Source organism: Arthrobacter sp. Y-9 (assembly GCF_029690065.1).
Classification (GTDB): domain Bacteria; phylum Actinomycetota; class Actinomycetes; order Actinomycetales; family Micrococcaceae; genus Arthrobacter_E.
Map to the genome: position 1 here is coordinate 2,703,181 of NZ_CP121463.1, position 21,088 is coordinate 2,724,268.

19 protein-coding genes are annotated in these 21,088 nt (G+C 70.2%); 4 read left to right on the plus strand and 15 right to left on the minus strand.

Annotated features, from left to right (window positions below; translation table 11 throughout):
- Positions 1-112: 112 nt before the first annotated feature.
- Entirely contained in the window at positions 113-445 is a 333-nt protein-coding gene (locus P9849_RS12170) for a TfoX/Sxy family protein (RefSeq protein WP_278267039.1), read from the plus strand.
- Positions 446-455: 10 nt separating this feature from the next.
- Here P9849_RS12170 and P9849_RS12175 read toward each other — a convergent pair whose 3' ends face one another.
- The gene (locus tag P9849_RS12175) at positions 456-1,355 is read right to left on the minus strand and encodes a LysR family transcriptional regulator (RefSeq protein ID WP_278267040.1); all 900 of its coding nucleotides are present in this window, start codon (positions 1,353-1,355) and stop codon (positions 456-458) included.
- 123 nt (positions 1,356-1,478) lie between these two features.
- Here P9849_RS12175 and P9849_RS12180 point away from each other — a divergent pair, with 123 nt between their 5' ends.
- Positions 1,479-2,177 carry a type 1 glutamine amidotransferase domain-containing protein gene (locus P9849_RS12180; RefSeq protein WP_278267041.1) on the plus strand — a complete coding sequence of 233 codons (699 nt, stop codon included), beginning with the start codon at positions 1,479-1,481 and terminating at the stop codon, positions 2,175-2,177.
- 99 nt (positions 2,178-2,276) lie between these two features.
- On the opposite strand, the gene tsaD is transcribed toward P9849_RS12180, so the two are convergent.
- The 5 genes from tsaD to alr form a co-directional block, all read right to left on the minus strand.
- Positions 2,277-3,374, minus strand: a complete 1,098-nt coding sequence (gene tsaD, locus P9849_RS12185; protein WP_278267042.1) for a tRNA (adenosine(37)-N6)-threonylcarbamoyltransferase complex transferase subunit TsaD — start codon at positions 3,372-3,374, stop codon at positions 2,277-2,279.
- Positions 3,371-3,841, minus strand: a complete 471-nt coding sequence (gene rimI, locus P9849_RS12190) for a ribosomal protein S18-alanine N-acetyltransferase (RefSeq protein ID WP_278269159.1) — start codon at positions 3,839-3,841, stop codon at positions 3,371-3,373. Before rimI ends, tsaD begins: the two co-directional genes overlap by 4 nt.
- Positions 3,842-3,909: 68 nt before the next feature.
- Positions 3,910-4,614 carry a tRNA (adenosine(37)-N6)-threonylcarbamoyltransferase complex dimerization subunit type 1 TsaB gene (tsaB, locus tag P9849_RS12195; protein ID WP_278267043.1) on the minus strand — a complete coding sequence of 235 codons (705 nt, stop codon included), beginning with the start codon at positions 4,612-4,614 and terminating at the stop codon, positions 3,910-3,912.
- Positions 4,611-5,186 (minus strand): tRNA (adenosine(37)-N6)-threonylcarbamoyltransferase complex ATPase subunit type 1 TsaE, encoded by a 576-nt coding sequence (tsaE, locus tag P9849_RS12200; protein ID WP_278267044.1) that lies wholly within the window; start codon positions 5,184-5,186, stop codon positions 4,611-4,613. Before tsaE ends, tsaB begins: the two co-directional genes overlap by 4 nt.
- Entirely contained in the window at positions 5,183-6,439 is a 1,257-nt protein-coding gene (gene alr, locus P9849_RS12205; protein WP_278269160.1) for an alanine racemase, read from the minus strand. The genes tsaE and alr overlap by 4 nt, the downstream gene beginning before the upstream one ends.
- Positions 6,440-6,646: 207 nt before the next feature.
- Here alr and mshA point away from each other — a divergent pair, with 207 nt between their 5' ends.
- Positions 6,647-7,858, plus strand: coding sequence for a D-inositol-3-phosphate glycosyltransferase (gene mshA / locus P9849_RS12210; protein WP_278267045.1), 1,212 nt, complete (start codon positions 6,647-6,649; stop codon positions 7,856-7,858).
- 337 nt (positions 7,859-8,195) lie between these two features.
- Here mshA and P9849_RS12215 read toward each other — a convergent pair whose 3' ends face one another.
- From P9849_RS12215 to P9849_RS12255, 9 genes are all read right to left on the minus strand, one after another.
- Positions 8,196-9,794 (minus strand): glycoside hydrolase family 32 protein, encoded by a 1,599-nt coding sequence (locus tag P9849_RS12215; protein ID WP_278267046.1) that lies wholly within the window; start codon positions 9,792-9,794, stop codon positions 8,196-8,198.
- A gap of 119 nt (positions 9,795-9,913) precedes the next feature.
- The gene (locus tag P9849_RS12220; RefSeq protein ID WP_278267047.1) at positions 9,914-11,479 is read right to left on the minus strand and encodes a glycoside hydrolase family 32 protein; all 1,566 of its coding nucleotides are present in this window, start codon (positions 11,477-11,479) and stop codon (positions 9,914-9,916) included.
- On the minus strand, positions 11,479-12,528 hold the full coding sequence (locus tag P9849_RS12225; protein WP_278267048.1) for an ABC transporter ATP-binding protein: 1,050 nt from the start codon (positions 12,526-12,528) through the stop codon (positions 11,479-11,481). The genes P9849_RS12220 and P9849_RS12225 overlap by 1 nt, the downstream gene beginning before the upstream one ends.
- Positions 12,525-13,454, minus strand: coding sequence for an ABC transporter ATP-binding protein (locus P9849_RS12230; RefSeq protein ID WP_278267049.1), 930 nt, complete (start codon positions 13,452-13,454; stop codon positions 12,525-12,527). Before P9849_RS12230 ends, P9849_RS12225 begins: the two co-directional genes overlap by 4 nt.
- Complete coding sequence (locus P9849_RS12235; RefSeq protein ID WP_278267050.1) at positions 13,451-14,464, minus strand: ABC transporter permease; 1,014 nt, start codon at positions 14,462-14,464, stop codon at positions 13,451-13,453. Before P9849_RS12235 ends, P9849_RS12230 begins: the two co-directional genes overlap by 4 nt.
- A 9-nt stretch (positions 14,465-14,473) precedes the next feature.
- Entirely contained in the window at positions 14,474-15,451 is a 978-nt protein-coding gene (locus tag P9849_RS12240; RefSeq protein ID WP_278267051.1) for an ABC transporter permease, read from the minus strand.
- Positions 15,452-15,828: 377 nt separating this feature from the next.
- Complete coding sequence (locus P9849_RS12245; RefSeq protein WP_278267052.1) at positions 15,829-17,502, minus strand: ABC transporter substrate-binding protein; 1,674 nt, start codon at positions 17,500-17,502, stop codon at positions 15,829-15,831.
- A 68-nt stretch (positions 17,503-17,570) separates the two neighbouring features.
- The gene (locus tag P9849_RS12250) at positions 17,571-18,632 is read right to left on the minus strand and encodes a LacI family DNA-binding transcriptional regulator (protein ID WP_278267053.1); all 1,062 of its coding nucleotides are present in this window, start codon (positions 18,630-18,632) and stop codon (positions 17,571-17,573) included.
- Between the two features lie 298 nt (positions 18,633-18,930).
- Positions 18,931-19,611 carry an HAD family hydrolase gene (locus tag P9849_RS12255; protein WP_278267054.1) on the minus strand — a complete coding sequence of 227 codons (681 nt, stop codon included), beginning with the start codon at positions 19,609-19,611 and terminating at the stop codon, positions 18,931-18,933.
- A 313-nt stretch (positions 19,612-19,924) separates the two neighbouring features.
- On the opposite strand from P9849_RS12255, the gene P9849_RS16230 reads away from it, so the two are divergent.
- Complete coding sequence (locus P9849_RS16230) at positions 19,925-21,022, plus strand: hypothetical protein (protein WP_347567903.1); 1,098 nt, start codon at positions 19,925-19,927, stop codon at positions 21,020-21,022.
- Positions 21,023-21,088 lie beyond the last annotated feature (66 nt).

A 21,088-nucleotide genomic window follows, 5' to 3' on the forward strand; every position in this document is an offset into this window, starting at 1 on the left:
GAACACGTCGTGCCCTGTCACGGGCGTTTTCCGGGCGTGAGCTGTTCCTTCGCGACTCCTTGGCGACGGGAAAACCATTGCCGCTCCCCCGTCCCGGTGCGACGATGAGGGCGTGGCATACGACGAGGAACTCGCGGCCCGGATCCGTCATCTGCTGACGGGCGCCGTGGACTTCACCGAGAAGAAGATGTTCGGCGGGCTCGCCTTCCTGGTGGGCGGCAACATGGCCGTGAGCGCGAGCGGACAGGGCGGCCTCATGCTCCGCGCCGATCCCACCGCGAGCGACGAGCTCTGCTCCCATCCCGGCGTCGAGCGCGCGGTCATGCGGGGCAGAGCCATGGACGGCTGGCTGCGCGTGGCCGATGACGTGACCCGCGACGACGACGGGCTGGCACGCTGGGTGCGCGTCGGCGTCGACTACGCCGCGTCCCTGCCGCCGAAGTAGGAAGCCCTCGTCAGAGATCGCCCCACGACGAGGCCAGCTCCCGGAGCCGGCGGGCCACCCGCGACGCCGCCGGAGTCGGAGGCACTCCGCCCTGGCGTGCCAGATGAAGGGTGTTGAGCGGAGCCACCACCGGCTCATGAAGCACCTCGGCCTGCCCCACGCTGACGGCGGGACCGGCCAGATAGCGCGGGAGGACGGACACCCCCACGCCAGCGACGACGGCGGCCAGCACCGCCCGCAGGTCCGGAACCAGGAGCGCCACGGGGTTACCCGGCCGCTGCCCGAACTCGCTGCGCCAGTACCGACGGATGATGGGGAGTTCCTCGGAGTACGCGACAAGAGGCAGTGACGCCAGCGCCTTCAGGGGCGAGGAGCTCAAGAGCTCCGGATCCACTCGCCGTGCGATCCCCGGGGCGGCGATCAGGACGAACTCCTCATCAATGAGCGGCACGGCCTCCACCCCTGGCATCCGCGGCCGGACCGAGGACACCACCAGGTCCAGCCGACCCTCGACGAGCTCTGGAAGCAGCCCCTCCGGATGTCCGGTGGTGAATCGCAGTTGCAGGCCCGGGCCGGCCAACGATGACAGCCCGGGGACCAGCCGGGCCGCGGTGATCTCGGCAGCGGCTCCGATCCTCACCGTGCCCGTCCACCCCTCCTCATCGCTCTCCCGGAGTGCCGCCTTCACTTCGTCCAGGTGGCTTCCGAGCCGGTGGGCCAGCAGGTCGGCACGGGCGGTGGGCGTCACTCCCTGGCCGGTCCGCTGAAAGAGGCTCTCGCCCAGGTGCTCTTCGAGGCGCCGGAGGTGTCCGCTGACCGCGGGCTGGCTGAGTCCGCGTGCGGTCGCCGCAGCCGTCAGGGACCCCCTCCGGTAGATCTCCAGGAAACTCTGCACCACATCGAGATTCATTCCGCCACCCTTCCGTCATCAGAAATCTTATGGCTTGCTGACGGGTCACGGAAGAATCCCGATGGTCCATGGCTTCACTCCATAGCGGCCGATCGTCGGCCGGCTCATCGAACGGAGCTCTTCATGTCAAGCATCCTCATGGTCCTCAGTGCGGCCACCGAACTCCGCCTCTCGGACGGCACCCTGCATCCCACCGGCTTCTGGGCGGAGGAGGTCGCGGAGCCTCACCGGCTCTTCAGCGAAGCCGGCCTCAAGGTCACCTTCGCGACCCCGGGAGGCGTCGCTCCCACCGTCGATCCCGCCAGCCTGTCGGCGCAGGGCGGTGTGGAGCCCGAGGCCGCCGCACGGTTCCGCGCCTATCTCGACGGGATCGCCCCTTCACTCGAGAACCCCGTGGCACTGGAAGACACGAGCCTGGAACACATCGACGCGCTCTTTCTGCCAGGCGGCCATGCGCCCATGGCGGATCTCGTAGACCATCCCGGGTTGGGGGCGCTCCTCGCCGACGCGGACCGGGACGGCCTGCCCATCGCGGCCCTGTGCCACGGGCTGGCGGGTCTGCTGTCCGCACGGGATGGCGACGGTTTCCTCTTCGCCGGGCGTCGCCTCACCTCGTTCAGCGATGTGGAGGAGCAGCAGGGCGGCCTCGGTGAGCTCTCCCCGTTCCTGCTCGAATCCCGTCTACGGGAGAGCGGAGCCGTGGTGGCCACGGATGCCCCCTGGTCCTCGCACCTCGTGATCGACGGGAACCTGCTCACCGGACAGAACCCTCAGTCCAGCGCCGTCACCGCCAACGCGCTGATCGATCTGCTGTCCGCCTGACCGCCCCGCCCCCGCGCGGGACCTCCCCTGCGCGAACCGCCAGTAGGTGCCCGTATCCATGCGGAATACGGGCACCTACTGGCGGTTCGCGGGCGAAAACTAGGGCAGGAGGACCGTGGACACCGGCAGCGACGAGTCCGGGGCGAAGCCGAGGCTCGACGGTTCCGCGCCGTCCATCACGAGCCGTGACGCCAGCGCCGCGACCATCGCGCCGTTGTCCGTGCACAGGCTGATCGGCGGCACGTGCAGGCTGATCCCGTGCGACGCGCAGCGCTTGGCGGTCAGCTCGCGCAGCCGCGCGTTCGCCGCCACCCCGCCGCCGAGCAGCAGTTCCGTGATGCCGTGCTCCTTGCAGGCGAGCATCGCCTTCGCGGTCACCACGTCCACCACGGCCTCCTGGAAGCTCGCGGCGATGTCCGCCACGGGAGGCTCCTCACCGCGCGCTTCGAACTGCTCCACGCAGCGCGCGACGGCGGTCTTCAGGCCGCTGAACGACCAGTCGTAGCGGTGCGGGCCGGGTTCCTCCGCGGTGCCCATGTACTTCGGCTGGGTCAGGCCGCGCGGGAACCGGATGGCCTTCGGATCACCCTCGCGGGCCAGCCGGTCGATCACCGGTCCGCCGGGGTACCCCAGCCCGAGCAGGCGCGCCACCTTGTCGTAAGCCTCGCCCGCGGCGTCGTCGATCGTGCTGCCGAGCAGTTCGACGTCGTGGATGCTCCGCACGCGCAGCACTTCCGTGTGCCCGCCGGACACCAGGAGGGCGCCGAGGTTCTCCGGCAGCGCGGCGGAGCCTTCGGGGCCGGGTGCGAAGACCTGCTGATCGAGGAGCCCGACCGCGACGTGCGCCACGAGGTGGTTGATCGCGAAGAGCGGCTTGCCGGTGGCGACCGAGAGCGCCTTCGCGGCACTCACTCCCACCATGAGCGCGCCCGCGAGCCCCGGGCCCGCCGTCACGGCGATGCCGTCGAGCTCGTCGAGGGTGACTCCGGCCTCCGTGAGGGCCGCGTCGAGGGCGGGGACGATCGCCTCCAGGTGGGCGCGGGACGCGATCTCGGGGATCACGCCGCCGAAGCGCACATGCTCGTCCATCGAGGAGGACACCGTGTTGCTCAGCAGCGTGCTGCCGCGCACGATCCCGACCCCGGTCTCATCGCACGAGGATTCGATGCCGAGGATCAGCGGTTCGGTTCGGTTCATGGCTTGCCTCCGTCGTCCTGCACGGCGTCCGCTCCCTGTCCGGGGTCCAGCGCCCGCCGCATGATGAGCGCGTTGACCCCGCCCTTGTAGTAGTTCTTCCGCACCGCGATCTGCTCGAAACCGAATCGCTTGTAGAGCTCCTGCGCGCGGGGGTTGTCCTCCCGGACCTCGAGCAGCAAGTCATCCGCCTGTCCGTGCGCCGCCCGCTGGAGCAGCGTCCGCAGCAGCGCGGAGCCGATCCCCCGGCCTTCGAACTCCGGGATCACGGCGATGGTCTGCACATCGGCGATCGGCGGGATGCACATGAGCCCCGCATACCCCACCACCGTGCCGCCGATGGTCGCCACGAAGTACTCACGGGTGTCCCGCTGCATCAGCTCGGCCTCGAACATGTCCAGGGGCCAGGCGTCCTCCGGGAACAGCCGTTCCTCCAGGCCGTGCACCACCGGAAGGTCCTCCGGGGTCATCGCGCGCAGGCTGAACCCGGGATCCCGCTCATCCACCACATACCTCCGGGGCGATTCGTCGTTCCCGCTCACAGAGCCCGCTTCCTCGGGCCGGGCACCTGGGCGTCGGATTCCCGCAAGTACAGCGGTTCGGTGTCCAGGAGCTGCTCGCCGCGGGCCAGGCGCTGCAGGGCGAGCTTTCCGAGCGCGACGGCGCCGGGCTGGGTGTGCGCGAAGCCCTCCACCGGGGGCAGGGCTCCGGGGTACAGCCCCGCGCCCGCCCCGTACACGGCGGTGCCACGCGCCGCGGCGTCGCCCAGCAGCTCGCCGAGCGGGACCTCGGCCGGGAGCTGCACGTGCGGGCCGTCGAGCAGGACCGGGGCGCCGGCGTCGTGGGTGTAGAGGGCCCAGTAGACCTCCTTGCGGCGCGCGTCGGTGGCGACCAGGAAACGCTCCGGCGCCCCGGCGTCGACCGCCGCCGCGGCGATGGCGTCCAGGCTCATGACACCGTGCACGGGGATACCCCAGGCGAAGCCGAGCGTGCGCGCGACCGTCAGCCCGGCGCGCAGCCCGGTGAACGGGCCCGGTCCGACGCCCACGATGATCGCGTCCAGGTCCTTGCCGGTCAGGCCGGTCTCCTCGAGGAGCCCTGCGACGGCCGGGGCGGTGACCTCGGCGTGGCTGCGGGTGTCCTCGGTGGCGAAGCGTGCCAGGACCTCCACGCCGTCGGGCGCGGTCCGGAGGATGGCGGCGCCGGCGATGGCCGAGGTGTCGATGGACAGGACTGTCGTCACTGGTTCCCTTCCTGCGGGGTGGCTGATGCGTTCGTGGCGCGGGCCCACGCCGGGCGCTCGGCCCAGCGGTCCCCGTACGCGGTCACGGTGAGGGTGCGCGGTTCGTCCTCATCCTCGAAATCCAGGATGATCTGCTCCCCGGCCTCCTGGCCGGTGGCGCGTTCCAGGTCGATCTCCAGGCGGCTGGCGGACAGCTGCTCGGCGCGGTCCCGGCCCCACTCGACCACGGTGACCGAGGTGTCCAGGGTCTCCTCGAGGTCGATGTCCTCGAGCTCCTCCGCGCTGCCCAGCCGGTAGGCGTCCACGTGCACCAGGTCCGGGCCGCCCGGACGCGGGCCGTCGGGCAGGTTCGGGTGCCGACGGGCCAGGACGAAGGTGGGCGAGATGATGCCTTCGCGGACGCCGAGGCCGCGGCCCAGTCCCTGGGTGAAGGTCGTCTTCCCGGCGCCGAGACCGCCGCTGAGGATGAGCAGGTCACCGGCGTCCAGGGTGGCGCCGATGGTCTCGGCGAGCGCCTGCGTCTCCTCCACATCGGCCACGTGGAAGGTCGCGGTCCAGCGGGCTTCGCTCATGCGTCCGTCTCCTGGCGGGTGTCGGTCTCTTCGCGGGCGGCCGGGCGCGCCTCGGCGGGCGCAGCATCCGGACGGGCCTCGCTGTCCACATAGACGCGCGGGACCCTGCCGCTGATCCGGGTCACGATCTCATAGTTGATGGTGCCCGCGGCGGCGGCCCAGTCATCGGCGAGCGGCCCGCCGTCGCGGCCCGAGCCGAAGAGCACCGCGGGGGTGCCCACCAGGGCGAGCCGTTCCGCGCCGTCCAGTGCGGCGTCGAGGTCCACCACCATCTGGTCCATCGCGATCCGGCCGACCACGGGGTAGGTGCGCCCGGCGAGCCGGACCGGCCCGCCGGTGGCGATGCGCGGCACGCCGTCCGCGTAGCCGAGCGGGATCAGGGCGAGGGTGCTGGGGGCCTTGGTCTTGTAATGCAGTCCGTAGGAGACGCCCTGACCCTCCGGGACGGCCTTGCAGTTCGCCACCCGGGTCTGGAGGGTCATGGCGGGGATGAGGCCGAGGTCGTCGCTGCGCTGATCCGCGAACGGCGACAGCCCGTACACGCCGATGCCCACGCGGACCAGGTCGAAGTGCGCGTCCGGCCGGGTGAACGTGGCCGGGGTGTTGGCGAGGTGCCGGACCTCCGGGTCGATCCCGGCATCCTCCGCGAGCGCGACCGCCTCACGGAACACGTCCAGCTGGTGATCCGTCTCCGGGCGGTGCGGCTCATCGGCCACGGCCAGGTGGGAGAAGATGCCGACCACGCGCAGCAGACCCTGATCCTGGTAGTCGATGGCCTCGCCGATGAGCTGGTCCCACGACTCGACCGTGGACCCGTTCCGGCCCAGGCCGGTGTCGACCTTGAGGTGGACGCGTGCCGGGTGCTCCACGGAACGCGCGGCGGCGACGATATGCTCCAGTTCCCAGCCCGAGCAGCCGAGGTCGATGCCGGCTTCGATGGCAGCGGTGAAGTCAGTGTCCGGGGTGTGCAGCCACGCGAGCAGCGGCGCGTCGATCCCGGCGTTCCGGAGAGCCAGCGCCTCGCTCACGTGGGCCGTGCCGAGCCAGCTCGCGCCGCCGTCGAGCGCCGCCTGAGCGGTGGGGAGAGCGCCGTGACCGTACCCGTCGGCCTTGACCACGGCCATGACCTTCGCCGGCGCCGCGATCTCCGCCATGCGGCGGACGTTGTGGCGGATGGCGGCCAGATCGATGATCGCAGCCCGCTCCGGGAGGGCGGCGCCGTCCTGCGCGGTCACCGGCTGGCTGTGCGGCACGGTCGGGGAGGTCGGGGTCTCGGAAGTCACCCGTTAAGTCTAGGTGCGTGGCCCGGCTCTTTCCTGGCGCCACCGCGTAGCCCTCGTCACGAGGCCGGTGTCACCCCTCCGGCGTCGCGGGCGTGACACCGCGGAGCGGTAAAGTCTCTGAGGGACGTCAGCATCCTCCGTCCCTGCCGAATCAGCCCCGCGAACCAGGGAGGAATCATGCCACCGGTCAGCCGCGTCGCACTCCTCTCGCTCCACACCTCGCCGCTGGAACAGCCCGGCTCCGGGGACGCGGGCGGCATGAACGTCTACGTGCGGTCCCTGGCGTCCGCCCTGGCCCGCTCGGGGGTCGAGGTGGAGATCTTCACGCGCGCGGTGGCTCCTGACCAGCCCGACGTCGAGCATCCCGAGGCCGGCATCTGCGTGCACAACATCCAGGCCGGCCCGAAGCGGCGGATCCCCAAGGAACAGCTGCCCTCCCTGGTCCACCGGATGGCCGACGAGGTGGACGCCATCCGTTCCCGGCAGGCGCAGGGCCACTACCAGCTCATCCACTCGCACTACTGGCTCTCCGGGGTCGCCGGGCTGCACCTGGCCCGGGCGTGGGACGTGCCGCTGGTGCACACCATGCACACCATGGCGCGGGTCAAGAACCAGCATCTGCATTCCGGGGAGCACGCCGAGCCGGCGAACCGGGAGGAGGGCGAGCAGTGCGTGGTGGACGGCGCCGCGCGACTCATCGCCAACACCCGGGCCGAGGCGCTCGAACTCCAGTCCCACTACGACGCCTCTCCCGCCGCGATCGACGTGGTGGCGCCGGGCGTGGACCTGGACGTCTTCTCCCCTGCCGGGCCGGTTGCGCCCGCGCCACCGGGCTTCCACGTGGTCTTCGCCGGCCGGATGCAGCGGCTCAAGGGACCGCATGTCCTGGTCCAGGCGGCCGCCGCGCTCCGGGCCCGGCGGCCGGACATCCCGCTGCGTCTGACCCTGCTGGGGGAGCAGAGTGGGAGCCGTCAGTACGACATCGACGCCGTCATCACCGCGAGCGGCATGAGCGACGTGGTGACCCGCCGGAATGCGGTGCCCCGCGAGGAGCTCGCCGCCTGGTTCCGCGCCGCGGACGTGGTGGCGATGCCGTCCTACAGCGAGTCGTTCGGGCTCGTCGCCCTTGAGGCGCAGGCCTGTGGCACACCCGTGCTGGCAACCCGCGTGGGCGGGCTGGCCGACGCCGTGGATGACGGCGTCAGCGGCCTGCTCGTGGACGGTCACCGGATCACCGCCTGGGCGGCCGCCCTGGAACGCCTGTACGACGACGCCGCCCTCCGCACCGCGCTCAGCCTCGGCGCCGTGCGCCACGCCTCTGCTTTCGGCTGGGACAGCGCCGCCCGCGCCACCCTGGCGTCCTATCGCCGGGCCCTGGACGCCGGCTGACGGACCGGGCCGCCGGCGTCGTCGTCCCACGCGGGCCTCGAGTCCCCGATCTGCCATCCGACCCACCCTTGTGTGGAATACCCACGGAAATGTCCGTGGGTGATCCACACAACCGGGGGCAAAGCCGGGTTACCCCATCCGCCGGACCGGGCCGCCCGGCGTTGTCGTCCCACGACGTGTCGGGCCAGCCTGGCGCGCCTCCGGCCTCAGGGCCCCCGGACCCAAAACCTCCGGGCCTCGAGTCCCCGATCTCCGCTACCACCCACCCTTGTGTGGATCACCCACGGAAATGTCCGTGGGTATTCCACAAAGCCGGGGGTCGATCCGGGTGCCCCGCCTACCTGACCCGCAGCTCCCGGACCGTGAGCCCGCGGAAGGTGGCTTCGCCGTCGTTCGCATAGAGCCGGATGCCGTCGTCGCCCTCCAGCGGGAAGACCCGGTGCGAATGGACGACCGTGCCGTCCCCGACGAACAGTTCGACGCTCGTCCGGTCCACCAGGACGCGGATCGCCAGCCGTCCCGTCGACGGATCGAGGGGGGTCTGGGACTCACCGCCCGTCGGGTTGATCGTGGGCCGGCGGTTGACGTAGCTGAACGGGCCACGGAGGTAGGCGCCCACCGCCACGTGCCGCCCGCCGCCGGGAGCCCGGCACAGCTCGAGCCCGATATTGGACGGTGGCGCCGACGGATTCCACACCAGTTCGCAGCTCAGGTCGTAGGCGCCGGAGCGGATCGTGAGGTCCCGGGTGCCCCGGACCCGGACGTCGCCGAGCCGGTGCGTGCGCGTCACGTACGATGCGAGGGCGGCGGGCGGCCTCGACGCGAGCTGGTAACCGTTCCCGGTGCGGACCAGGCGGAGTTCCCGGACGATCATGTCGTCCCCGTTGTACCCGTCCGTGGCGAGCGTGGGGGTGTTGTGCGGGTAGTCCCAGAAGTTGGCCCAGCCGATGGCGCGCCGGAGCGAGGGATTCTCCGCGCCGGAGGCCAGGTGATCCGGATAGGTGACTGCGCCGTAGAAGTCGAAACCCCAGTCCAGCCAGTGGGGTTCGTCGTGATCCGTGGTGAAGGACGCTCCGTCGAACGTCCCGGTCCAGTATGCGTAGGTGGCGGGCAGCCCCCGCCCCTTGCCGTTCGCGCTGGTGCCGAGAACCCAGTGAGCGCTCCCGTCGTCCGCGGTCATCCGGAAGAGGTCCGGGCATTCCAGCAGCCCGATGTCGGTCCGCACGAACTCCCCCACCCTCGCCCAGGACCGCAGATCGGACGAAGCGTAGAAGCCCAGCCGGTGGCCTTCGGCGTTGACCAGGATCCAGCGCCGCCGCTCGGCATCCCAGACCACTTTCGGGTCCCGGAAGTCGGGGACGCCGGGGTTCGGCAGCACAGGCTCCGTCCCACCCGGCCGGAAAGTGCGCCCGCCGTCGGTGGAGTACCAGAGATACTGGGCCTGCTTGCCCTCCGGGGCCTGGGTGACGACGGCGATCACCGCGCCCCTGCCGTAGCCCGCGGTGTTCTCCTCATCCACCACGAGACTCCCCGACCAGCAGTCCCCGTTGGCATTGGTGAACTTCGGGATGGCGACGCCCCGGTCCCGGAAGGACACGTGGTCCCGCGTGGTGGCGAGCCGCCAGGAGGTGCCGCCACCGCCTGCGAGATAGTCTCCGTTGTAGAGGTAGTAGTACAGATACTCGCCGTTGACGTAGACCGGCCGCTGGGGGTCGTTCTTCCAGTTGTCCGGGACGCTGAGATGGAATTCGGGCCGCTGACGCATTCGTCCTCCGTTCGTTGCCGGCGCCGCCTCCGCGGGCGAGCCGCTGAGAGGAACCGCCAGTGCCGCGACGGCGGCCACCCCGGCTCCCGTGACAAGGGATCGCCTGCTCATCCCTGGTCCCTCGCCCGTGCCGGCGGCCGGGCTGCGGTCCTTGCTGATGGATCTCCTCATGTCTCCTGGTCCTTTCTCGGGATGGTGCTGGGGATGGTGCTGCTGCTCGTCGTCACGCTGCTCAGAGCGGCGTGACCACCACGTTCTGGTAGGCGGCCCGGCGGAGCACCCGGGTGGGGTCACGGACGGAGCGTGCGGCCGTCCGGGGTGCTGTCCGCCATGGTCCAGGCGTCGAAGGACAGGAGACGGACGGTCCCGCTCATGGCGCCGAGGGTGACCTGGCCCCCGCCGAGCGTCGGGTGGACCCGGGCCGTCAGGGGCTTGCCGTTGGCGAACACCTCGATGGCGGAACGGTCGACGAGGACGCGCAGCCGGACCCGGCCGGACGGCAGCGGGACGGGTCCGGCGAGCCCGGAGCGGTCCAGCCCGGAGGCGGTGTCCATGCTGCTCAGGCTCCGGTCCAGGGACAGGATGCCGTTTCCGTCGGCGTCCCGGGACACCGAGACGGCCGTCTCCTCCACCGCCCGGCCCGCGGCACGGACCGCCAGCACCCCCAGGCGCAGCTCGGAGCCGGGGGCCAGTTCGGCGTCGAGTTCCAGGTCCAGCTGGACCCCCTCCACGGGCAGCACGACGGTGGCGAGATCCCCGGGACGCTCCGGCCCCACCAGGACCCGCGGCTCCACAGTCCGGTGGTCCCGGCGCAGCGCCTCCAGCTCCGGGACCGGTGCGAAGTCGAGGGACCCGTCGGCAGCGGGCAGGAGCAGGCGGGGCACGCTCAAGACACCCGCCCAGCCCGCCTCCACCGCGGCCCGATCGCTCCGTGCTTCCTGGAGCCAGCCGAACATGATCCGGCGGCCGGCGTCGTCCCGAAAGGACTGCGGGGCGTAGAAGTGGCGCCCGCCGTAGTCGAGCCGGTGGAGTGCCTCCGGGAGGAACGAGTCGTGCGCATACCGTCCGGTCCAGTAGAGCGGGTGGTGCGTGACTCCGTCGTCCCAGGCGGAGAACACCAGGACGTCCCGGGCCTCCGGGTCGCCGGCGGCCCCGCTCCCCGCGCTGAACAGGTCCACGCACTCCCACATCGTGCCGGTCCAGTCGGCGTCCCCGGAGGCGCCGTCCGCCGCGGACCCCACCAGCAGCGGGCCAAGGAGCTCCCAGTGCCGCAAATCCGCGGACTCGTACAGGAACGCCGTCCCTCCATGGCCACGGATCCCGGAACCGACGAGCTGGCGCCAGCGTCCGTTCTCCTTCCAGACGCAATGGTCCCGGAATGCGGTCACGTCCACCCCTGCGGGCGGGGCGGCGATCACGGGATTGCGCGGGTCCTTCGTCCAGCTGAGGAGGTCCGGGCTCCCGAGCGCCACGCAGGGAAGCTCGCGCTCGCCGTGCCGGCCGGAGTAGACCAGGGTGGGCGTGCCGCCGTCGTCGACCAGCACCCCCGACCAGCAGCCGTCCCGGTCCGGATCGTCAGGTCCGTCCCCGGGGACCAGGGCCACGGGGCGGTCGTTCCAGTGGACCAGGTCGGTCGAGGTGGCGTGGCCCCACTGGATCCGGTGGTGGAAGGCCCCCTCTGGGTTGTACTGGTAGAAGAGGTGGTACTCCCCGTTCCACTGGCTGACGCCGTTGGGATCGTTGAGCCAGCCGGCCGGCGAAGCGAAGTGGAAGCGCGGCCGGAGCGGATCGGATTCCGCGCGGGCCACCAGCTCGTCCTCCGGGACGAGGGCGAGCGGGTGCAGGGTTTCGGTCATCAGTGCCCTTTGGTTTCTGCGAGTGCGTGGCCGGCCGAGGATGCGGCCGGGCGGTAGAGATGGCAGCGGACCCAGTGCCGCTGTGCGGGGTCGCCCACGCGGTGGCGCACGGGGCGCTCGGCGGAACAAGCCTGCTCGGGATCGCCGTCGAACGGGCACGACGCCGCGTGCATCACGGCCGCCCGCAGCTCCGCCCTCAGCGCGGGATCGTAAGAGCCTGCACGCGCCGGGTCCGGCACGGCCGAGACGAGCAGCCGGGTGTAGGGATGCCGGGGGTCCGCCAGGAGATCCAGCGACTCCCCCTCCTCCACCAGCTCCCCCGCGAACATCACGGCGATCCGGTCCGCCAGGTAGCGGGCGGAGGCGAGGTCATGGGTGATGTAGAGCATGGAGATGCCGCGCTCGTCACGCAGCGATCGCATGAGGTTCAGAATCCCGATCCGCACCGAGACATCCAGCATCGAGGTGGGTTCGTCGGCGAGGATCACCTCCGGCTCCACGGCGAGCGCCCGGGCGATCGCCACGCGCTGCCGCTGCCCTCCGGACAGCTCGTGCGGATACGACTGCAGCATGGCCGTCTCCAGCCCCACCACATCCATGAGCTCCTCGAGGCGCTCGCGGGTCTCCTTCTCCGAGCCCGTCCGGCCGTGCAGCGCCAGGGAGCGCCGGAGGAAGTGTTCGATCCGGTGAACGGGGTTGAGGGAGCCGAAGGGGTCCTGGAACACCATCTGGACCTGGGAGCGGTACGCCCGCGTGGCCTGGAAGCGGTTTCTGGCCAGCACGTCCGTGCCCTCGAGGAGGATCCGGCCGGAGCTGGGCGTCTCCAGCCGGGCGACGCAGCGGGCCAGGGTGCTCTTGCCGGAGCCCGACTCCCCGACCAGGGCGACGATCTCGCCCCGCCCCAGGGTCAGGTCCACCTCGTGGAGCGCCCGCGTGGACTTCCGGGAGAACAGCCCGCCCAGGGGGAACGTCTTGCTGAGACCTTGCAGTTCCAGGACCGTCTCCGTGGGGGCGACGGGGGCCAGTGAGGACACGTCAGTGATGCTCATCGGAGCCCTCCTTCCAGGACGGGTGCCACGAAGTGGCCCGGGGAGACTTCCTCCAGGTCCGGGATGTCCCGGAATTTCACTCCGTCGGCGAGGCCGGCGAGCGGCACGCGCGGGCCGCTCAGGGGTGGGAAGGCGCCCATGAGCGCCTGGGTGTAGGGGTGCCGCGGCTGCTGGTGGATGTCCGCGGCCCGTGCGGTCTCCACGATCCGCCCGCCGTACATGACGGCCATCCGGTGCGAGAGCTCCACCATGAGGGACATGTCGTGCGTGATGAACAGGACCGAGAACCCGAGTTCGTGCTGGAGCTCTTTGATCTGCGCCATGATCTCCTGTTGCACCACCACGTCCAGGGCGGTGGTCGGTTCGTCCAGGATCAGCAGGGACGGTTTGAGCGCCACCGCCATCGCGATGACCACGCGCTGCCGCATCCCGCCGGAGAGCTGGTGCGGGTACGACTTCAGCCGGACCGGATCGATGCGGACCAGTTCCAGGAGCTGGGCCGCCCGGCGCAGGGACTCCTGGCGCGAGTAGCCGGCGTGGGTGGTGTAGATGTCCACGATCTGCTCCCCGACGGTGAGCACCGGGTTGAGGGAGTTCATGGCCGACTGGAACACCATCGCCACGTCCTGCCAGCGGAACCGGCGGAGCTCCTCCGGACTCATGGCCAGGACGTCGCGGCCACCGAACCGGATGGAGCCGCCCGCGATCCGGGCCGGGCCTTTGAGCAACCGCATGAGCGTATTGGCGATGGTCGACTTACCGCAGCCGGATTCCCCGGCCAGGCCGAACACCTCCCCTGCCCCGATGCTGAAGGACACGCGGTCCACGGCCGTGGTGGAGCGGGCCTCGCCCACATACTGAACGGTGAGGTCGGTGACTTCCAGGACGGACTCGTGAGATCCGAAGGACACCTGGGAGACGGTCATGACGCGCTCCTTCCAGAACGACGCGCGACGGCGGCCGGCCGCGCGGCCTTGATCGTGCGCAGGCGAGGGTTGGTGACCTCGTCCACGGCGTAGTTGATGAGGGCGAGGGCGAAGGCGACGAGGGCGATGCAGAGCCCGGACGGCACGAACACCCACCAGCTGCCGGTCAGCAGCGCACCTTCATTGCCGGCCCAGAAGAGGTTGTTGCCCCAGGAGACCGTGCTGATGTCCCCGAGGCCCAGGAATTCGAGGCCCGCCTGGGCGCCGATGCCGTAGATGACGCAGCCGAGCAGGGTGCCCATCACGATCGAGGCCATATTGGGCAGGATCTCCGCGAACATGATCCGCAGGGTCCCTTCGCCGGAGACGATGGACGCCGCCACGAAGTCCTTGGACCGGATGGACAAGGCCTGCGAGCGCAGCACGCGCGCGGATCCCGCCCAGCCCGTGACGATGAGGACCAGGATCACGGTCCCGAGCCCGGGTGGGAGGAACGCGGCCAGGATCACCAGGAGCGGCAGGCCGGGCAGGAGCAGGAAGACATTGGTCACGAGGGAGAGGGTCTCGTCGATCGCCTTGCCGAAATAGGCCGACGCCAGGCCGACCAGGATGCCCACGAGGGTCGAGGCGAGCCCCACGGTGAATCCCACGAGCAGCGAGCTGCGGGCGCCGTGGACGGTCAGGGCCAGGACGTCCTGGCCCTTGGCGGAGGTCCCGAGCCAGTGCTCGGGCGACGGTTCCAGGCTGGCCAGGTCCGTGATGCGGGAGGGGTTCCCCGGGAAGAGGACCGGGGCCAGGAGGGCCAGCAGGACGAAGACCAGGAGGATGGTGACGCCCACCAGGGCCTTGGTGTTGCGCAGGAGGCCGCGCAGGAATCCCAGCCGCGGCTTCCGCGTGCCCCGCGGCGCGGTCGAGGCCGCGCCGGCGACGGGCGCCGTCGTCGTGCCGGGGTTCGGCGCCGGCTCGTGCTCAGCCGTGGCGTCAACGGATGGATCGGTGAAGATGCTCATGGTCGGCTCCTAGTTGCTGCGCACGCGCGGGTCGAGGCGGACGTAGAGGACATCCACCAGGAAGTTGGCCAGCAGGACCGCTGCCGTGATGGTCAGGAAGAGGCCCTGCATGAGCGGGTAGTCGAGGCCCTGCACGGCGTTGAGCAGCTGGTACCCGACGCCGGGGTAGGCGAACACCACCTCGGTGAGCAGGGCGCCGCCCACCACGAAGCCGAGGCTCATGCCGAAACTGGTCACGGACGGCAGCATCGCGTTGCGGGCGGCGTAGCGGAACATGATGCGCCCCGGCCGCAGGCCCTTCGCCTCGGCCATGGTGATGTAGTCCTCGGCGTTCGTGGCGATCATGGTGTTGCGCATCCCGAGCATCCAGCCGCCGATCGAGACGAGCACGATCGTCAGCGCCGGCAGCACCAGGTGCGCCCCGGCGTCGGAGAGGAACTCCCATGTGAACGCCGGTTCCAGCCCGTCACTGTAGGCGTGCCGCAGCGGAGCCCAGCCGAGCGTCACCCCGAAGAGGTACAGCGCGCCCATCGCGAGCCAGAAGTACGGGAACGAGCCGATGAAGATCAGGACCGGCGGGAGCGCCGAATCCACCCAGCCGCCGCGTCGCCAGGCGGCGAGGATCCCCAGCAGATTGCCGACGACGGCGGCGATCACCAGGGCAGTCGCCCCCAGCAGGAGGGTCCAGCCCACCTGGGACGCGATGACCTCGGTGACCGGCGTGGGGAAACGGGTGATGGAGATGCCCATGTTGCCGGTCAGGATGTTGTGCAGGTAGTCGGCGTACTGCTGCCAGAGCGGCCGGTCGTCCACACCGAGCATGGTGCGGAGCGCCTCGAGCTGCTCGGGCTGCATCTTGCCTTGCGACTTGGCGAACATGCGGGAGACGGGGTCCCCCGGCATGAAGCGTGGGAGCAGGAAGTTCAGGGTGATGGATGCCCAGAAGGCGATCAGGTAGAAACCCAGGCGGCGCAGGATGAAGCGCACGGGATCCCTCCGTTCGGGATGGCTGATGGGGTTCCCTCCGGGTGCGCGGAGGGAGGGTGGGGCCCGATGGCGCGCGGGCGCCGCAGGGCGGTGAGGTGCAGGACGCTCGTGTGCGGGGCCGCGGCAGGCGGCCGGAGCGGGCACACCGTCGGGGTGGCGGAGTGGCGCCGCAGGGCGGTGAGGTGCAGGACGCTCGTGTGCGGGGCCGCGGCAGGCGGCCGGAGCGGGCACACCGTCGGGGTGGCGGAGTGGCGCCGCCGGAGCGCGGGAGGCGAGGCCCGCCGTGGCGCCGCCGACACGGAGCGACGAGACAAGCCGGGTGTCCTGACCGGCCGGGCGGGACCTTCAGCAGCGCCCGGCCGGTCAGGAACGCCGGGTCACTTCCGGGGTTCGAGGTTTGTGAGCACCAGGACGGTCGTGGCGGAGCGGACCGAGAGGGTCGCGTACGGATTCGCCTCGGTGGGCCAGCCCGTGAAGCGAGCGTCGGTGTAGGCCCCCCACTCCGGGCCGGAGAACAGCGGCACCACCGGCGCGGCGTCGTTGTACTCGGCCTGCAGCTTCTTCGCCAGGCTCTTCTGTGCGGCGTCGTCACCGGCGGCGGCGAACTGGCTCAGCAGGGTGTCGGCCTTGGGGTCACCGAAGCGGTGGTAGTTGTCCGTGGTCTTGGCGCCGACCGGCTTGACGGTGTCGGTGCCCATGATGGTGTCGAAGTACTTGTAGGGGCTCGGGTCGTTGGCGCTCCAGACGATGCCGGAGTCGAAGGTCCCCTGCTCGTAGCCGGAGACCACGGAGGCCCAGTCCGGGGAGTCGACCTTGGCGGTCACACCGACCGCCTGCAGGTTCTGGGAGATCACATTGGCCACGGAGAGCCAGTCGGAGGACGTGGCGCCCACGGAGATCTTGAACTCGAACGGCTTGCCGTTCTTCAGCGTCCGCTTGCCGTCCGCGCCCTTCGGGTAGCCGGCGGCGTCGAGCGCCTTATTGGCCTCGTCCACGTTCAGCTTGGTCCAGGTGCAGCTCGCCGCGAGGTCCTGGTCCTTCCAGGTGCTGTAGTTCCCCGAGAGACCGGTGCAGTCGGCCGGCTGGGCGTAGCCGCTCATGCCGATCTTGGCCACCTGCTCGCGGTCCACGGCCATGCTGAGGGCCTTGCGCACCTGCGGGTCGTTGAAGGGCGCCTTGGTGGTGTTGAGCTGCCAGTTGATCATGGCGCCCGTGGGCGGGAACCAGTAGTGACGGTGTTCCTTGTCCTTGGAGACGTAGGTCTTCTCGATGTTCGGCATGTACTGCGGGGCCCAGTCGACGTCCCCGTTGACCGCCGCGAGGTTGGCCGCGTCGTTGCCGGACATGGCCAGCATCTTGATGCCGGCGATCTTCTGCTTCTCCGGCTGCCAGTACTGCGGGTTCTTCTTCAGCACGTAGGACTGTGACTGGAAGCCGTCCACCTCGGTGTACGGACCGGTGCCCACGGGCTTGGTGTTGGGGTCCTTGGCCGGGTCGGAGATCTTGGACCACACGTGCTGCGGGACGATCGGCAGCTGCCCCACGTCGTAGAGGGCCGGGGACCACGGCTTGGTGAAGGTGAAGACCACCTTGTTCTTGCCGTCCGCAGTGACGGACTTCAGGTAGTCGAAGCCGCCCTTGAGCTTCTTCTGGAGCTGGAAGGTGTACGCGACGTCCGCGGCGGTGAAGGCCTGACCGTCGGACCATTTGACCCCGTCCCGCAGGGTGAAGGTGATGGACCGGCCGTCCTTGGCCACGTCCCAGGCGGTCGCGAGCCACGGGGTGGTGTCGCCCTTGGCGGGGTTGAAGACGAGCAGCGGTTCGTAGATGGCCTGCTGCACCAGGGGGTTCACGGTGGGTGCGAACGGGTTGAAGTTGTTGTCGAAGGTCGCCATGTCCTCCCGCGGGATGGTGAGCAGGGCGCTCACATCAGCCGCCGGGGCTTTGCCTGCCCCTCCGGGGTTGGCGGAACAGCCGGTGAGGAGCAGGGTCCCCAGGGCGAGGCCTGCGGCGGTGACCCGCGCAGCCCTCAGAAAACGAGGGTGTGTCATGATGGTGGTCTCATTCCTGTCTTACAGCAAAGGTGGGGTGGGATTGTTCTTCAGTGGTGATTTCGCGGTCAGACTGAAGAACGTTCAAGCAGCGGACAGCCGACCAGTTGCCGGTCGGCGGCGATCGGCTGTCCTGCTGTGAGCGCGGCCAGCGTTTTCACGCCGAGCGCGCCCATGTCTTCGAAGGGCAGGGCAACCGTGGTGAGCTTCGGCCTGAGGTAGGCGGCGATGAGCTCCTGGTTGTCGAACCCGATCACGGCGATGTCCCCGGGGATGGTCAGTCCCCGTTCCTTGATGGCGTCATAGGCGCCCATCGCCATCCGGTCGTTGAGGCAGAACAGGGCGGTGGGTCTGCCCCCTCCTGCCGGGAACCGGTCAAGAATCGTTGCGGCCGCTTCGTAGCCGCCGTCGGCCGTGGCGTGTCCGGAGACCACGAGTTCGTCGTCGAGTTCCAGGCCGGCGGCGGCGAGGGCTTCGCGGCACCCTTCCAGCCGCCCGACGGACGCCGGGATCCCCGGGTCCAGATCGATGACGCCGATCCGGGTGTGGCCGGCGCGCAAGAGTCGTTCGGTGGCCACCCGTCCGCCGCCCCGCTCATCGGGGACGATCGAGGGGAAGCGGCCGTCGGCGTCGTAGCAATTGATGAGGACGGTCGGCACCTCGCCGGCCGCGGCCGGGACGTGGAGGCCGCGGTGATAGGTGGCCGCATACAGCAGGCCCTCGACCCGCTGTTCAAGCAGCTTCTCCACCGCCGCGTCCTCGAGACCGCGGTTCGGGCCCGTGGAGTCCGCCTGGTCGGAGGGCGCGACCAGGAGGAACCGGCGGTCCTTCCAGGCCTGGTCCTGGGCGCCCTTGATGATGTCCACGGCGAAGGGCGCCGTCACGATCTCGGTGACGATCCCGTACCAGTCGCTGCGGCGTGCGGCCAGCGCCCGGGCCCCGGCGTTCGGACGGTAGCCGAGTTCCTGCACCGCCTCGGCGATGCGCTGGCGGGTCTCCTCGGAGATGTTCGCGTCTTCCCGGTTGCTGAGCACGAAGGAGACGGTGGTGCGGGACACCCCTGCGCGACGCGCGACGTCGGTCATGGTGACGCCTTGTCGCCGCTTCTTCGCGGGGGTGATTTTCGCCATTGAATGCTCCGGTGCCTGTCCTCGCCCGCTCCGCACGGAGGCGGTGCGAGGCCGTGATGAAGTCCTCTAGTAACGCGCGTTACCTGCGCGATGTGATTTAGGTTACGCGCGTTACCAATGCGTGTCAACGAGGTTGCCGGAACATTCCCCACGGCCCGTTTCCTCGCCCTGCCATCCTCCTCCGCCCCAGGCCCGCCGCCCCACCCACCCTTTGGTGGATCACCCACGGAAATGTCCGTGGGTGATCCGCAAAAGGGTGGGTCAGGCCGCGCCGGCCGGACCGACTGGGCCAGACGGATCAGAGACGTCCGACCGCCCGCTCCACGATCTCCAGCAGGCTCGGCGCTCCGGGGCGATGACGCTCGATCAGGGAAGAGCTCATTCCGGCATCCCGGGCCCCGGCCACATCGTGCTCCGGGTTGTCACCGATGAAATGACAGGCGTCCGGAGCCACCCCGAGGCGCTCTGCAAGGATGCTGAACGCCCGGCGGTCCGGCTTCCGCGCGCCGATCTCCTCCGACACGCAGACCGCGTCCACGAGATCCACGAGCCCGGTTCGCTCCAGCTTCTCCCGCTGCTGCTCCTGAGCGCCGTTCGTCAGAATGCCGATGCTGACGCCGCGGAGCCGGAGCCGCCGGAGGACGTCTCCCGAGTCCGGAAAGAGCCGCCACGCCGCGCGATAAGCCGCCAGGTATCGGTCGAACAGCGCATCCAGGCTCTCTGAGGTGTCCGGGATTTCCAGACCGAGAGCTCCGAACACCGTGGTCACGCGGTTGCGGCGCTGCTGCTGGAACCCGATGTCACCGGCTCGCCACCGTTCGAACTCGTGCTCCTCGGCGGCGAACCAGAGCTCCCGGGTGTGGTCCGTGGGAACCACACCGAACTCAGCCAGGAATCCGTCGGCCGCCGCCGTCGCGGAGCCGCGGTGCTCGAACAGGGTCCCGTCCAGATCGAATCCGACCGCTCTGAGGCTGCTCACCTTCCCGAGAATACTCAACGGATCGTCAGGCCCATCCCTTCGTCCTCAACGCCACCCACCCGTTCGTGGTTCACCCACGGAAATGTCCGTGGGTATTCCGTAAAAGGGTGGGTCAGGCCGCGCCGGCCGTCATGAATCGTCGGAGAAGAGACCTGTGCCACGAGCGCTCCAAAAGAGTCCCGCGGCTTGCTAATATTGACAGTCTCACCGGCTTTCCGGTGGGCACCCCTCACCCCACTTTCCCGGCCAGGACCGGGCGCACTGTCTTGCGCCCTGAAACCGGCCCGCATGACCCGAGGAGAGCCCTGCCCTCATGACCGCCCTGGCCGACACGGATTATTTCGAGGACGAGGACTACGACAGCCGTAGTTCCCGCTACGACGAGGGCTTCGGCCACACCGATGAGCCCGACGACGAGTACGACAACGGTTTCGACGAGCTGGACAAGCTGCTGAGCGGCATCCTCGTCGACGAGGATGACCTGGACGCCCCGGCGCCCGAGGCGAAGAAGCCGGGTCGCAAGCCCGCCGTCAAGGCCACGGCCACCCAGAAGGCGCCGGCCGCAGCCAAGAAGACCGTCAGGACTCCCCCGAAGGCGAGCGAGGTCATCACCCGCCGGATCGAGCCGGTCGTCGCTGAGCCGGTCGCCGAACCTGTCGTCGTCGAGCCGGTCGCAGCGGAGCCCGCCGTTCGGCCCGCAGCCCAGGCCGAGGCTCTCGCCGCGGAAGCCGACGCCGAGACCGCCGCCGCCGTCGCGGACGCCGCCGTCGTCGACGCCGACGAGGCTCCGGCCGACGAGCCGCGCACCCTGCCGGACAGCCCGTTCTTCGCCCCGCACATCGCGCCCGTGAACGAGCACGTCGAGTTCCTCCGGAAGCTCCGCCCGGGCTTCGAGGTGCCCTATGTGGACCCGATGCACTCGGTGGAGGACTGCCGGATCCTGAGCCTGTTCTCCAACAACAGCGCGGCCTCTCCGCAGGGCGTGGTGTGGGCCGGCGACGACGCCGCGGCCACCCGCCTGCTCGGCCTCCAGTTCCAGCTGGGCCTGCGTCCCGAGTGGATGATGCCGTGGAACACCCACCCGTGGTTCACCCCGGGCGAGCCCAACGCCAAGCTGACCCCCGAGCAGGTCAGCGCGGGCCTCAAGCCCCTGATCGCCCTGCTGCGGATCCTCCCGCGCGTATCGGCGATCGTCGCCCACGGCACCGAGGCCAACCGCCTCGCCCAGATGCTTCTCAAGACGGACAACCCGCTGATCTGGCGCCGCGGCCTCAAGGTCTACAAGGCCCGTTCCCTGCACGGCCGCTCCTTCGCCGGCTCCAAGGAACGCCAGACCGAGTGGCTGATCGACATGGGCCGCTCCTACGCGGACGCCATGGCGCGCGCCGGTCTCCAGGCCGGCCGCCGCTGACGGTCGACGCCGGCGGCTCAGGCCGGCGTCGCACGCTGACTGCGACGCCGGCGCCGCCGCCCTGGC